Annotated in this window: 5 protein-coding genes; 4 read left to right on the top strand and 1 reads right to left on the bottom strand. The window is 36.5% G+C overall.

What is annotated here, in order from left to right; translation table 11 throughout:
• Positions 1-179: 179 nt before the first annotated feature.
• From NQ163_RS18715 to rocD, 4 genes are all read left to right on the top strand, one after another.
• Complete coding sequence (locus tag NQ163_RS18715; RefSeq protein ID WP_268191858.1) at positions 180-2,588, top strand: TonB-dependent receptor; 2,409 nt, start codon at positions 180-182, stop codon at positions 2,586-2,588.
• Between the two features lie 62 nt (positions 2,589-2,650).
• Positions 2,651-4,690 carry a BatA domain-containing protein gene (locus tag NQ163_RS18710; protein ID WP_268191857.1) on the top strand — a complete coding sequence of 680 codons (2,040 nt, stop codon included), beginning with the start codon at positions 2,651-2,653 and terminating at the stop codon, positions 4,688-4,690.
• A gap of 79 nt (positions 4,691-4,769) precedes the next feature.
• Positions 4,770-6,281 carry a hybrid sensor histidine kinase/response regulator gene (locus NQ163_RS18705; protein WP_268191856.1) on the top strand — a complete coding sequence of 504 codons (1,512 nt, stop codon included), beginning with the start codon at positions 4,770-4,772 and terminating at the stop codon, positions 6,279-6,281.
• Positions 6,282-6,503: 222 nt separating this feature from the next.
• Positions 6,504-7,733: an ornithine--oxo-acid transaminase gene (gene rocD / locus NQ163_RS18700; protein WP_326493335.1), complete on the top strand. Its 1,230-nt coding sequence runs from the start codon at positions 6,504-6,506 to the stop codon at positions 7,731-7,733.
• Between the two features lie 70 nt (positions 7,734-7,803).
• Here rocD and NQ163_RS18695 read toward each other — a convergent pair whose 3' ends face one another.
• Complete coding sequence (locus NQ163_RS18695; protein ID WP_268191855.1) at positions 7,804-15,552, bottom strand: hemoblobin-interacting domain-containing protein; 7,749 nt, start codon at positions 15,550-15,552, stop codon at positions 7,804-7,806.
• Positions 15,553-15,618: the final 66 nt, after the last annotated feature.

Genomic DNA, 15,618 nt, shown 5'->3' with positions numbered 1-15,618 from the left:
ATTTTCAACGTTTAAAGATTAGTAAAATATAACGATAAGATACTTGCTTAAAACAGTAAGTTATAGAAGTGTTAATTGGCTAATTAAATTTTTATGCAAAGTTTCTTATTTCTGTCTTTCCTTTGTATATTGGGATTTCTGATTCTTTCGAAATCTAATTCTTGTTAAACGAAAAACACATGTATCAAACTCTTTACAGATCAGTACTTTTCTTTATTTTTCTGATTCCTTTTTTTTGTATTGCACAAAACACCGGCAAAATAACTGGTAAAGTAAGCGATACAGAAAACAATCCGATTAAAGGCGCTCACATAAAAATAGTTGAAACAAATATTGCAACCAGCACAAGCAGCAATGGAAGTTTTGATTTAGCAATTGATTCTGATAAAAACTACACTTTAAAAGTTACACATATCGCTTTTCAGGATTATGAATTGCCAATCAGACTTAAAAAATCGGAAAATAAAGTATTAAATATCAAGCTAAAAATTAAAGAACAGGAAATATCTGAAGTTACTGTTGAAACAGATAAAATCATAAGAGATAAAAACATTTCGATTGATAAAAAGCATTTGAAACAAATTCCTGTTAGCAGCAGTGGAGCTGTTGAACAAATTATTAAAACACTACCAGGAGTGAATTCCAATAATGAACTGAGTTCTCAATATTCAGTTAGAGGTGGCAATTTCGATGAAAACTTGGTATATATCAACGAAATAGAAATTTACAGGCCAAATTTAATACGTTCTGGTCAACAAGAAGGATTAAGTGTAATCAATCCTGATTTGGTTTCATCAGTTCAATTCTCATCAGGTGGTTTTGATGCAAAATACGGTGACAAATTATCTTCTGTTCTTGATATTAAATACAAAACTCCAGCTAAATTCGAAGCTTCAGCCGAGTTGAGTTTAATGGGCGCATCTACACATTTTGCCAATGCATCAAAAAATGGAAAACTATCCTATATGGCTGGATTGAGATACAAAACCAATCGCTACTTGTTAAATTCATTGGACACAAAAGGTGAATATGAACCCAATTACACAGATTTTCAGGCGCTAGTTAACTACAAGTTCAATTCGGTGCTTAGTATGCATCTATGGACTAGCTTTAGTCAAAACAAGTATAGTTTTGAACCAGAATACAGAAGTACATCATTTGGCACCATTAGCAATGCATTAAATCTTGATATCTATTTTGACGGAAATGAAAAAGATGAATTCAATTCGAACATTCAGGCAGTTACTTTTAAGTATCATCCCAATTCGAATTCTTTCATTCGATTAATCGGCAACAGATACGAAAGCATTGAAGAAGAGAAGTATGATATTATGGGACAATACTACCTGAGTGACCTTTTTGTATCGCAAGGAGGATCTCAATCAGAAAGTGTGGAAAATCTGGGTATCGGAACTTTTATTGATCATGCCAGAAACAAGCTCGATCAGGAGGTTTATAATATGGACATCAAGGGAGATCACTCTTTTGATGATTTATTCATACAATGGGGAGTTGGAGTTAAGAAGGAGGATATTAGCAATCGAATTAATGAATGGCAATATCAAGATTCTGCGGGTTATTCAGTTCCAGTTTCCGACAGTAAAGTTTTGCTGGCATACAATCGTAATGCCAACAATAAAATTAGTTCCAAGCACTACAAATCATTTGTACAGGCAACTCAAATGCTAGAATCGAAAAAAGGAGAGCTACAACTAACAGGAGGACTTCGTTATCATTACTGGGATTACAATAAAAAAGGATATTTTTCACCAAGGGGATCCATTCATTATATTCCGAACTGGGATAATAAAGTAAAATTTAAACTATCTGCAGGACTTTATCAACAAGTTCCATCATATCGAGAAATGTTAATGATTGATGGAAACATTAGTCCAGATGTTAAAATCCAAAAAGCAATCCACTACGTTATAGGTCAGGAGTATTACTTTACAGCATGGAACCGTCCCTTTAAATTTTCAAGCGAATTGTACTATAAGGACCTTCTTTCTATAACTCCTTATGATATCGAAAATGTTCGAATTCGATATTATGGTGATCAGGAGGCAGAAGGATACACAACTGGATTGGATTTGAGAATCAATGGTGAATTTGTTCCCGGGACAGAATCCTGGGCTAGCTTATCCATCATGAAATCAGAGGAAAACATTAAAGGAGATAAAATGTCTTTTATCCCGCGACCTACCGATCAAAGGTTTAATTTCTCAATGTTCTTCCAGGATTATTTACCAAACAATCCTTCTTATAAAATGCATCTTGCTTTATTCTATGCTGGCAAACTTCCTGTTTGGACTCCCAAACGAGGTAAAGATGGAGGAAGCTTTAGAATGCCAAACTATCGTAGAATTGATTTGGGTTTCTCGAAAGTTTTAGTAGATGAAAAATCTATAAACAAAGGATTACTGCGTCATTTTAAATCCATGTGGATTGGTTTGGAAGTGTTTAATGTTTTAGATATCAACAACACGGTTTCCTATCTTTGGATTAACGACATTTCGGGGAATCAATATGCAATTCCAAATTATCTTACAGGACGAAAATTGAATGTAAAGCTGAGTGCGAAATTCTAAAGAAATCCTTTAATTCAAGTTAGTTTTTAGCTATTTTGCCAGTACTTTTAAGTTAAGGAAATATGTCGCTACATTTTTTGCATCCAAATTATCTTTGGTTTCTTTTTATATTATTGATTCCAATCATTATACATCTGTTCAATTTTAAGCGTTACAAAAAAATCTTTTTTAGTAATCTACGCTTTCTTCAAGATTTAAATACCGAGAACAAGAGAAAATCGAAGCTTAAAAACCTGCTTATTCTATTACTAAGAATACTAGCACTGTCATGTATTATCATAGCATTTTCGCAACCTTACATTCCCATTTCAGGAGAGAATTTATCCAATAAAAGCAACGAATTAATTAATATTTACCTCGACAATTCGTTTAGCATGAATGGTAAAACTGAAAAAGGAAAAGCCCTGGAAGTTGCTAAAAATCATGCATTCGAACTGATTAAATCATTGCCTGATTATGCTAAAATCAGAATTTACAGCAACGATATACAACACTACTCTACCAGTTTAAATAAAAATCAAGCCATTGCAAGAATACAGGAAATAGCCCCCTCTCCCAATTCGTTAAAATTATCAAAAACACTAGGTAATATTCGACTAGATTCACCTTTTGAAAAATCACAAGTTTATATACTATCTGATTTTCAAAAATCACAAGCTGATCTAGAAAAACTACAAAAAGACAGTCTTTTAAATGTGGATTTTGTTCATTTCAGCTTGCAAACAACAAATAACCTGGTTCTGGACTCATGTTGGTTCGAAAAGCCTATACATTTTACTGGTCCTCAAAAGGAATTGTCTGTTAAAATTTCAAATCATTCCAATAAAGATTTAAAAAAGATTCCGATACAATTGACAGTAAATGATAGTTTGAAAACGGTAGGAAGTATCGATATTAATAAAAACTCATCGCAGATAACTAAATTACGCTATAGCGATAGACAATCTGGATTTGTACAAGCCAAACTAAGCATTGAAGATTATCCAATTATTTACGATAACAATTTGTACTTTTCCTACAGTACCAATAATGTTAATCGTATTTTATCCATCAACCAGAAATCAGAAAACCAATACATAAACAAACTTTTTGCTTCGGATAAAAACTTTAAGATTAAGAATATTAACAAAACGCAATTACACAATGAAACTTTTAGCGAATTTCAGCTAATTGTATTAAATGAAATTGAGGATATTGAAAGTGGTTTTAAACAAAGCTTACAAACGTATTTACAAAATGGTGGAAGTGTTCTTTTTATACCCAATGAACAAATTAAAGCAAGTGTAAATTTGTTCTTATCTGATATTTTGGCTCCAAATTATTTAGAAATCGACTCTACCCAACAGCGAATTTCAAGACTTGAAACCAAAACAAATCTTTACCATGGTGTTTTTGAAGATTTGAAAGATAACGCACGTTTGCCCGATATCTATAAATCCTACAAATTATCAACACCAAGTAATCCAACATTAGAATCTATTTGGCTAACTGCAGGTTCTGAAAAATTATTCACAAAAATTCAATATGGAAAAGGTCAATTGTACCAATTCAGTATGAATTTAAATGGAGAATGGACAAACCTGATAACACACCCAATTTTAGTACCTACTTTAATCAATTTGAGTAAAACAAGCACAAACTCAGACAAAATATATTATCAAATTGGAAAAAATAATACAATTGAATTAATAAGCTCTTTTAATTCGAATAGTGACGAGCAATTCCATATTAAAAATGATCAAATTGGTATTGATATCATTCCTTTAAGAATAAACAGTTCAAACCATTCAACACAGCTTAGAATTGTTGATCAATTAAGGCTTTCAGAAAATTATGTACTTACACTAAAGGACTCTATTCTTCAAACTTGTTCATTCAATTATCCCAGAAATGAATCTGAGATTTCGTATTACGAAAAACTAGAAGTTGAAGCTAAAATAAAGGCATTAGACGAGAACTATTTTGTAATTTCTTCTGAAAAAATGAAACTATCTGAGTTTTATAACGAAAAAAGAGAAGGAAGACAGTATTGGAGAATATTTATTTTGTTGGCTTTAACATTCTTTTTGACTGAAGGAATACTTAAATCATTAAAATCATAATCCTGCAATTTACAATTCTTCATATAATCTCTGATAAAATAAATTAGACTTCAATATATTAACATATACCCAACTCAAAATGATTAAACTAAATACTACAACTGAAATCAGACAATTAAAAAAAATACACAGCATAGCTGGTATTGGTTATTGGGTATACAATTATTCAACAAAAGATTTTTGGTGGTCAGAAGTGACTCACTCAATTCTGGGCTATCAGACTGGAAATGTTATTCCTACCAGAGATATCCTTAAAAAACACATTCACCCCGAAGACCTTATTTTTTTTGAAGAATCATTAAAGCAGATGCAATTGCAGCCAATGGAAATAGAATTCCGATTCTATAAGAATGGAGAATTAAGATTGGGGAAAATTACCGGAGAAGTCTACAAGGAAGAAGATGTTATTGAAGAAGTTCTTTTTCAAGACATTACTGACATCAAAATAAAAGAGTTTGAAATTGCTAAAGCCTGGAACAAAGCACTCGAGGCCGAGAACTTAAAAAATGCTTTTCTGGCCAATATGAGCCATGAATTAAGAACGCCACTTAACTCAATCATAGGCTTTTCCGAATTACTTGAATCTGGAAACATAAAAGAAGATATCCCCAAATTTGCAAGCTCTATTAAAGATTCCGGACTGCAACTTTTAAAAATTATTGAAGATCTTCTAAAAGTATCTATGCTGGAAAGCAGAACTGCGAAACCTGTAAAAAGAAATTTTAACCTTCACAATATGATGAAGGATGTGAAATCTCTCACAAACAAGCTCTTATCAAACAACAAGAAGGATCATTTACAATTAAATTTTCCAAATATTGAAGTGAATCAAGTTATCAAATCCGATCAGAATAAAATAATCGGTATTTTAAGCAACTTACTACACAACGCTGTTAAGTTTACCGAAAATGGAGGTATAACTTGCTCCTATCGCTTCATTAATCAAACCATTGAGTTTACGATTAGCGATACAGGGAAAGGCATCCCAACCAAATCTCAGTCGAATGTTTTTCAACGCTTTAGACAAGCTGACGAAAATGGCATCAACAACTTTGGCGGTACTGGACTGGGTTTATACATCTCAAGATTGGAAATTGAGCTTCTTGGTGGAAAAATTTGGATAGCATCAGAAGAGGAAGTTGGAACAACAGTAAAATTTAGCATTCCTAATGTTATCGATCAGGAGTTGATTAGCGAAACAGATTCGACTGCCAATCTATACAATTGGGAGAATTATACGGTTGTGGTAGCCGAAGATCAATTCACCAATTACAAAATACTAGAAGCCTATCTGCAACCAACCAATATCAATATCATTTGGGCTAAAACAGGCAAAGAAGCCATGACGGCAAGCCTTCAGAACCCAGAGGTGAACCTGATCTTAATGGATATAAACATGCCACATACAAATGGATTAGAGGCCACGAAATTAATCAAGAAAAAACGTCCAGACCTAACAATTATAGCTCAAACGGCTTATGCACTGGAAGGTGACAGAGAAAAATCATTAAAGGCTGGATGTTCCGAACACTTATCAAAACCATTTAATAAATCTGATTTACTGCTTTGCATGTCCAGATATTTACCTTAAATCCGTTCTTAGCATCAAATTTATAGAACATTAGCTATAATCATAAATACAGCAAGAACTAACAATCGCATTTATGATAATAGTCATGATTAATATTTTTTTCGTTTTTTTCTACACTTTTTATTCTAAAAGCATTGGAAAATCAAAAAAATAGTTATAAAATTGGCGTACTGAATTTTCAGAATTTAATCCTATTTTAAAAATCTTATAAATGTTCTAGTTATGACAAATACAGCAACAATGACTGCTCAGGACTATATGGATAAGGAATCTAAGTTTGGAGCACACAACTATCATCCACTTCCAGTAGTTTTAGAGCGCGGAGAAGGAGTTTACGTTTGGGATACTGACGGAAAGCAATATTTCGATTTTCTATCAGCTTATTCTGCTGTTAATCAAGGACACTGTCACCCAAAAATTATTAATGCATTAGTAGAGCAAGCACAAAAACTAACCCTAACCTCACGTGCTTTCTACAGCAACAACCTAGGAAAATACGAAGAATTTGTTACCAACTACTTTGGATACGATAAAGTATTGCCAATGAACACAGGTGCTGAAGCTGATGAGACAGCACTTAAATTGGTTCGTCGTTGGGGTTACGATGTGAAAGGTATTCCAGAAAACGAAGCAAAAATTATTGTTTGTGATGGTAACTTCCACGGTCGTACAATTACGATCATTTCTATGTCTACTGATCCGGATTCATACAAAGGATTTGGACCATACACTCCTGGTTTTGTTGTAATTCCTTACAACGACACGGAAGCTTTAGAGAAAGAATTGAAAGACCCTAATGTATGTGCATTCCTGGTTGAACCAATTCAGGGAGAAGCAGGTGTTTACGTTCCGGAAGATGGTTTCTTGAAAAAAGCATACGATTTGTGTAAAGCAAATAACGTATTGTTCGTTGCCGACGAGGTACAAACTGGTATTGCAAGAACTGGTAAATTATTAGCTGTTGATCACGAAGGTGTTCGTCCGGATGTATTGATTCTAGGTAAAGCAATTTCTGGTGGCGTTGTACCAGTATCTGCTGTTTTAGCTGACGACGATGTAATGCTTTGCATTAAGCCAGGTGAGCATGGTTCTACTTTTGGTGGTAATCCTCTTGCTTGTGAAGTTGCAATGGCAGCTCTTAATGTAATTAAAGATGAAAATCTTGCTGAAAATGCAGAAGCAATGGGTAAGATTTTCCGTGAAGAATTGAAATCAGTTAAATCGGAAATGATTGAATTGGTTCGTGGTAAAGGTCTTCTAAATGCAGTTGTAATTAAGCCTAAAGGTGGTAAAACCGCCTGGGATGTTTGTATGCGTTTACGCGACAACGGGTTATTGGCTAAGCCAACTCACGGACACATTATTCGTTTTGCTCCTCCATTGACAATTAACGAAACTCAATTGCGTGAAGCGATTGAAATCATAAAGAAAACAATGGCTGAATTCGAATAAACAGAACTCCATAAAATACAATTAAGGGTGACTCCAAATCGGAATCACCCTTTTTCATTTTTAAATCAATCTATTTTGTAATAATAAGTTTTGTCCTAATCACTTTATCAGGATACTGAATAACAAGAAAATAGATGCCTCCAGGAAGATTCTGTAAATCGAACTCCAATCGGTCTGCATTAAAGCTGCGTTTAATTTTCTTGCTTAGCACAATACTGCCCGATGAATTGAATATCCTCAACAAACCATCATCCTTCATTGCAGAAAACTCTACAAAGAACTGTCCCCTGTTAGGATTAGGATATACTACAATTCCCTTATCAGCAATCAAATCATCAATTCCTGTGGTAATAAATACCTGCTGTGATTTTTGACTATCTCCACAAGCTTCGTTCGATACCGTTAATGTGACTACGTAGCCAGATCCATTTGCATTATCCAACACGAATGAATGCGAAGGTTCAAATTCACTACTTATGATTCCATCTCCAAAATCCCACAAAACGGAAGTTGCATGTTCACTCAAGTTGGTAAAATGAACCTCATTACGATCTGTTTCGAAAGTAAAATCAGCAATTGGAGGCTCCATAGGACTTACTGAAACTGAATTTGAATACTGAGCAGAAAATCCTTCTTTGGAAACCTTAGCACGATATATCTTATTCTCTACAACCTCAGGGGTTACCAATAACTCTGCATTTTGGCCATTCAGATCTTCATAAACATCGTTTAGCTCATTGTAAACCTGCCACTGAATGGTTCCATCAAACCCTGTTAATGTAATGTTGGATTTAGACCCGTAACAAACCAATTCCGGGTTGGCACTGGCCTCACCTGCCCTATTGGTTTTAGGTTCAGGTATTGTGAACGTACTTGATATTTTTGAAATCATACCAGGGCCTTCAAATTCCAATCTTGCGCCTTGCACTTCCATATCACTGCTTGCAGTTAAGTCGGTGAATTTTACAAGCCCCTCAACAGCCATTTGAGTTAAAGTACCACCCAAAGTCCATTCCTGAGTATCAGCTTTTCGCACCGTAATCATTGTCTCACTATCGGTATCACAAATATTTCTATACTGATCCTGCAGATTCAGTTCAGGCTGCCTGATTAATGTTTCGCCATTATTTGCAGGCGCTGAAGGTTCTTTCCCGATAACCAGGTATTTTGATTTACCATGATGGATTGGCTGCTCAAATCGGGTTGTATCGTACAAGCCGGAATAAACATACATTGAATCAACTCCATATTTCTGAAGAACAGAAGTTACCTCCGGATCAAAAGTAATTTGACCGGGAACAGATTTGTCATATTTTCCTTCTAAACTTCGAATACCATAGCGAATATCAAATATCTTTTCGCGCCAAGTTGTATTCTCCGTATATGTAACCGTAAACATTTCATCAACATTAGCATTGGCAGCAGGTGTTATTATTGGTGCCGGTGGCCTTACAATATCAAAGCTATCCGAAACTACATTTGGAAGTGCATCAGAAGTAAATAGTAATCTTGCACCAATCACTTCATCTTCGCTGGTAGCACTTAAATTCGTATACTCAACTACTCCTTCCAATGCGGTGATAGTTTTTATTCCTCCCAGATTCCACAAAGCAGAATTATCATTATCCGGATCGGCATATTTATCTACCAAAACCTCTGTACCATTATCGGTTGTACAGTTGTTTTCATACTTATCCCGCAATTGTATTTTTGGCTGCTGAACCAAAGTATCCCCATTATTTTCTGGTCCAATTGGCTGATCTACCAATAACATCTCAGTTGTTACTCCATGTTGGATTTTTTGTTCGACTTTTGCATCGGCATAACCATTAGCAATCACAACAATGGTATCGGTCCTGGCGATGTACAAAGTAGAGTCTTTTTCCGGATAGAATGTTATCGAACCAGCTTCAATCAGATAAGAGGTATCTACCAAAACTTGTCCTGCAAAACTAATGGAGGAAATGGAATCTCTCCAGCTTGCATTGTCACTTGCCTGAATTACAAATTCATTGTCAACCGTTGCGTTTTCAGCAGCTATTAGCTCAATAATTGGAACAGGAATCGTAAATAAATTAGAAACCACTGAATCTCCGGTAAACGTGAATTGCAGATAAGCTGAATCAATAGCAATTTCGCTGCTTGCAACCAAATCTGTAAACAGAACTTCCCCTTCCGAAGATTGAACTTCCAGCGTTCCGCTTAATTCCCAAGCCTTGTTGTCATACTTTTCAACGCTTACCTGTGTAGAATTATCTGTAGTACAATCATTCAAATATTGATCTGCTAATTTCAGTTCTGGTTGTTGTGCAAACAGTTCTCCGTTCACATCCGGACCAACAGGTTGAGTCAATACCAAAATACTATCGGCAACACCATGCTGAATATCTTGCTGAACCGTATCATGAGCAAATCCACGAGACTGAACAATGATTTCGAATGATCCATTCTTTTGAAGGAATTTAGAAGCAGAAGGAATCAATTCCAATTCGCCTGGTTGCGTAAAATTATAACTCTCCGCTACCAACACACTATCATTAACTGTTACTACGTTAATTCTATTTCTCCAAACAGAATCCTCCGTAAAGGTAATTTTAAATGGATTATCAACACTTGCATCAACTGCAGCAGTTAATACTGGTGGAGTTGCAACATCCGGAATATCAAACGGATCTGCTGTAACAGCATCAAGTCCTTCTGAACTAAACTGAATGATAGCCCCCTCAATTGGCCCTGTTGAATAAGCCGATAAATCATCGTAAGTTACAACACCATTTTCGGAGGTTTTTTCGACAGTACCTGCCAAATCCCACTCGCCTTCGTCACTTCTCGATGCTTGTATCGTTCTATCACTATCAGAATCACATAAATTCGAATACTGGTCATAGAACTCTATAATTGGTTGTTGCTCCAACAAATCTCCATTTGAAAGAGGCGCTAATGGTTGTTGTGTTATCTGCATAATTGTTGCTACACCATGCCCAACCGTCTGCTCTACCGTAGCATCACTAAAACCAAGAGCTTTAACTACAATTTCGAAAGTGCCTGCCTTTTGAAGTAACTCCTCTTCAGAAACACGAAATACAATATTATCAGTATTTATGGTATAAGCAGAAGCTGGCAATGTATCTCCTTGATACGTAATCATTGTAATTTCAGTTCTCCAATCGTCATCAAAATCAAAAAAATCAATTGTAAAATCAGCATCAACCGTTGCATCAAACTGAGCAGTTAAATTTGGAGGATTCTTTAACATTGGAATATCAAACGGATCTGAATCTACCGAAGTAATCCCATCTCCTGAGAATGTTAAATATGCTCCTGTTACAGCATTAGCACTAGATGCCGTTAATGCACGATAATTGATAACCCCACTACTTACTGCTTGCAAAGTATCTCCTCCTAATGTCCAATCATTTTCATCACCTCTTCTTACCACAACTTCATAAGTACTCTCTGAATCACAACTATTGTTGTATTGGTCCAGCAATGAAATTTTAGGTTGTAAATCAAGCTCTCCCCCATTCACCAAAGGGGCTGTTGGTTGTGTTTCGATAACTAATGAATCAGGTACTCCATGTTTAATTTCCTGATCAACCGAGGCATCTTGATATCCTCGTGAATACACAAGCACTTGTTTGGTGGCCACCTCTTGTAAAGCTGCATCTTGTGAAGGATCGAATACAATTTTACCAGCCTGACTCTTATCATAGGCTGTTTCAGGCAACACACTTCCCCCATATGAAATTGAATCAATCTTGCCTTGCCATTCTGCATTTTCAGCAAAAGTAACATCAAAGAGGGAATCTACCGTAGCGGTAGTAGAAGCAATTAATGATGGTGCAATCAGAGGAGCTGGAATCAAGAATGAATCAGATTCCGCGTTTGTTAGTCCTGTGCCGGAAAATGTAATTGTTGCATCGCTAACCATATCAGTACTTCCGGCAGTAAGATCGGTATAAGATGCAACACCGTTTGTTACCATCAGAGAAACTGATCCTTCAAGAGTCCAACTTCCTCCACTTGCATTTGCTTCTACTGTTGTAGAATTATCATTTGTACAATCATTTTGATATTGATCCTGCAGTTTTACCACAGGCTGAGTTTGTAATAAATCACCATTATTCTCAGGACCAAAAGGCTGAGTAGTGATTACAATATTTGTTGCTACACCATGTCCTATTTCTTGCTGGACTGAATCCAATAGATACGAAGTTGATGTAATGTAAATATATTCATTTGCTACCAGCTGTAAACTAGCCGACTCAGCAGGCTTAAATGTAATTTTACCTGCTACACTTGCATCGTAAGCCGCAGTTGGAAGAACATTTGTACCATATCTAACTTCTGTAATGTTCGTTCTCCAATCAGCATTATCTGTAAAAGTAATTTCAAAATCATTATCAACCGTTGCATTCGTAGCAGCGGTTAATACGGGACCTGCATTTAAATCAGGGATATCAAATGTATTGGAATTAACAGTTGTTAAATCTGTTGCAGAAAAGCTAATAAAAGCACCTGTTACAGGTCCCGGACTTGAGGCTGTTAAATCAGTATAACTAACCGAACCACTGGCCACGGTTTTACTAACTGTTCCTCCAAGTGTCCAATCATTGGTATCTCCTTTTGATGCGGTAACTTCTATAGAGTTTTCACTGGTACAGTCATTTCCATATTGATCTCGCAAGGTAATACCTGGTTGCGTAGCCAATTCATCACCATTCTCTGCTGGCGCAGCTGGTTGAAGAGCGATAATCATCTCGGCAGCAGCACCATGTTTTATTTCCTGAGAAACACCTGCAGTTTCATATCCCTGCGCAAAAACCTCTATATCCTTGGTTCCTGCAAGCTGCAAATCAGTATCCTGTGATGGATCGAAAATAATTTTCTCTCCTTGTGTTTTGTCATAAGCTGATTCTGAGATCAGATTTCCTCCATAATGAATTGAATCTATAGACAATTGCCAGGTAGGATTTGCTACGAATGTTATTTCAAAAGTAGCATCAACAGTAGCATTTGAAGAAGCCAACAAACTAGGAGAAGCATCTAAAGCAGGAATCGTGAAAGCATCTGAAATTACATCACTCAAGGAGAATGATGAAAATGTGATGGTCGCATCGGTCACTTCATTATCGCTGCTTGCTGTTAAATCAGTAAATGAAATTTCGCCTGCTGTTGCAGTTAATTCCAATGTTCCTCCAATAGTCCATACTCCACCTGAAGATGCAGCAGTAAGATTTGTTGTGTTATCAGATGTTACAACATTTGCATATTGATCGTGAATTTGAACGACAGGCTGAGTGGCCAAACTTGCACCATTAGATCCAGGTCCAACTGGCTGTGTTGAAATAAAAAATGCACTGGCCAAACCATGACCTATTTCCTGCTCAACCGTAGCATTGGCATAACCACTTGCTACAACTGTAATTGTTTTGGTTCCCGCAGCTTGTAATATTGAGGATTGAGAAGGTGTAAATGTTATTCTTCCTGCCGCACTAGTATCATACGAAGCGCTCGGCAATGTTTCATCACCATATTGAATTGAACTAATACTTCCTCTCCAACTTGCATCTTCAGCAAAGTTGATGAAAAAATCATTATCAACCGTTGCTCCTTCTGCAGCAGAAAGAGTAGGCGTTGCATCTACAGGAATGTCAAAAGTATCGGAATTAACCGAAGCAAAACTACCAGAAGAAAAAGTAAGGTAAGCTCCTGTTACCGCTTCATCACTTGTAGCAGTTAAATCGGTGTATGTAAATTCTCCGGAAACCAATGTTTGATTTGGAGATCCTCCCAAAGACCAATCTCCACCATCTCCTTTAGCAACAGATATTGCAGTGGCATTGTCTCCTGTACAATTGTTTCCATATTGATCTTTGCTTCCAACTTTTGGTTGGGTAGCCAATAATCCACCATTTTGAGTTGGCGCACTTGGCTGTATTTCGATATAAATGGAAGTTGGAGCACCGTGTCCTATCTCCTGCGACAATGTTTTATCGTTAAAACCATCAGAAGAAAAAACAAAATCTGCTGTTCCAGCAGTTTGAAGAGCCGTAGATTTCGATGGATCAAAAGTTACCTGATCTCCTACACTGGTATTATAAGCTTCTGAATCAACCGTATTTCCACCATAAGTTATGGTTGAAATTTTAGATTGCCATGAATTAGAATCCGTAAAGGTAATGGTAAAACCATTATCAACCGTTGCATTGCCTGCAGCAGTTAAATCAGGAGGTGAGTTCAGTCCTAAATCAAATGTTGTTGAATTAATTCCTGTCACTCCAGTAGCGCTAAACGCAATAAAGGCAGCATTTACAACATCAGTACTTGATGCCGTTAAATCTGTAAAAGTTATCACACCTGAAGATGCGGCTACACTTAAAGTTCCTTGCAAATCCCATACAGCAGGATCGTTTTCTGCTGCAGTAACAGCTAAAGAGTTGTTTGAAATACAAACATTACCGTACTGATCTTGTACCTCAACTATCGGTTGAATTTGGAATGTATCACCATTATTGGCTGGAGCCACAGGTTCTGTTGCCACAATTAATTTGGTCTCCCCTCCATGTCCTATGGCTTGTGATACTGTTGCAGGACTATACCCATCAACCGAAATTACGATATCACCTGTTTTTGCAGTTTGTAAAACAGGGTCATCAGCAGGATCAAAAGTAATTTTGTTGGTTGTTGAATTCACAGTATAAGCAGCAGTAGGTACTGTATTTCCATCAAAAGTAATTGAACTGATATTTGATTCCCAATCCACATTATCTACATAGGAAATTTCAAATGCAGCATCAACTGTAGCTCCGGAAGCCGCTGTTAAAGCTGGTGGCGTATTTAATCCCAGGTTAAAGTTTGCCGAAGTAATACCAGTTAAGCCTGCTGAACTAAAGCTAATATTTGCATCAGTTATTTCCTCATTACTACTTGCTGTCAAGCCAGCAAAAGTAAGCGTACCCGAATTTGCACTTTGGTCCAATGTTCCTCCCAAGGTCCAGTTTCCTGCATCACCTTTTGCTGCGGTAATGGTTCTCGCACCATCGGTACTACACAAATTATCGTATTGATCAAGCACTTCAACTACAGGTTGAGGATTCAACTCTCCACCATTAGATGTTGGAGATCCTGGTTGAGTAGAAACCGAAAGCTTGTTTGCAGCTCCATGATTAATGGTTTGAGATAAGCTGGCATCATTAAAGCCATCTGAAACAAATACAAAATCAGCAGTTCCTGTTGTTTGTATAGCAATTGACAAAGATGGCGTAAAAGTTATTTGTCCTGACGTAGATGTATTATATGCACCAGCATCGACACCATTTCCATTATAAGTAATACTTGATATTTTTGATTGCCAACCGTCAACATCTGTAAATGTAATGGTAAAATCTCCGTCAACATCTGCATTACTGGCAGCCGTTAAATCAGAAGGTGATGAATTCAGTACCAAGTTAAACGTATCTGAATCTGCACCAGTTAAACCAGAACTACTAAAGCTTAAGTAAGCACCAGTAATTGCTTCGTTACTACTTGCTGTTAAGTTGGTAAATGATAATGATCCTGAACTAACGCTGGATGAAAGATCTCCACCAAGAGTCCAGTTTCCTGTATCTCCTTTCGCAACTGATACATTTGTAGCATTATCTGTTGTACAATCGTTATTGTATTGATCTTGCAATTTAACTGATGGTTGTGTTGCCAATTGCCCCCCGTTTACAGATGGAGCCGCAGGTTGAGTTACCACAATAATTTGTGTGGCTGATCCATGACCAATGGTTTGTGAAACAGTCGCATCAGCATAAGTATCTGATTTTACCACCAAATTGGCCGTTCCCGCTGTTTGAAGAGCTGAATTTCCTCCACCTGGCTTCAGTGTTATGGTATT

It is taken from the genome of Marinifilum sp. D737, assembly GCF_026672275.1.
In the GTDB taxonomy this organism is placed as follows: Bacteria; Bacteroidota; Bacteroidia; order Bacteroidales; family Marinifilaceae; genus Marinifilum.
Note: the sequence above shows the minus strand (reverse complement) of the source record. Positions and strands in the feature narration are given on the sequence as shown.

Coding starts and splice junctions, on each gene's coding strand:
- NQ163_RS18715 (WP_268191858.1), top strand. CDS start 180: ATGTATCAAACTCTTTACAGATCAGTACTTTTCTTTATTTTTCTGATT.
- NQ163_RS18710 (WP_268191857.1), top strand. CDS start 2,651: ATGTCGCTACATTTTTTGCATCCAAATTATCTTTGGTTTCTTTTTATA.
- NQ163_RS18705 (WP_268191856.1), top strand. CDS start 4,770: ATGATTAAACTAAATACTACAACTGAAATCAGACAATTAAAAAAAATA.
- rocD (WP_326493335.1), top strand. CDS start 6,504: ATGACAAATACAGCAACAATGACTGCTCAGGACTATATGGATAAGGAA.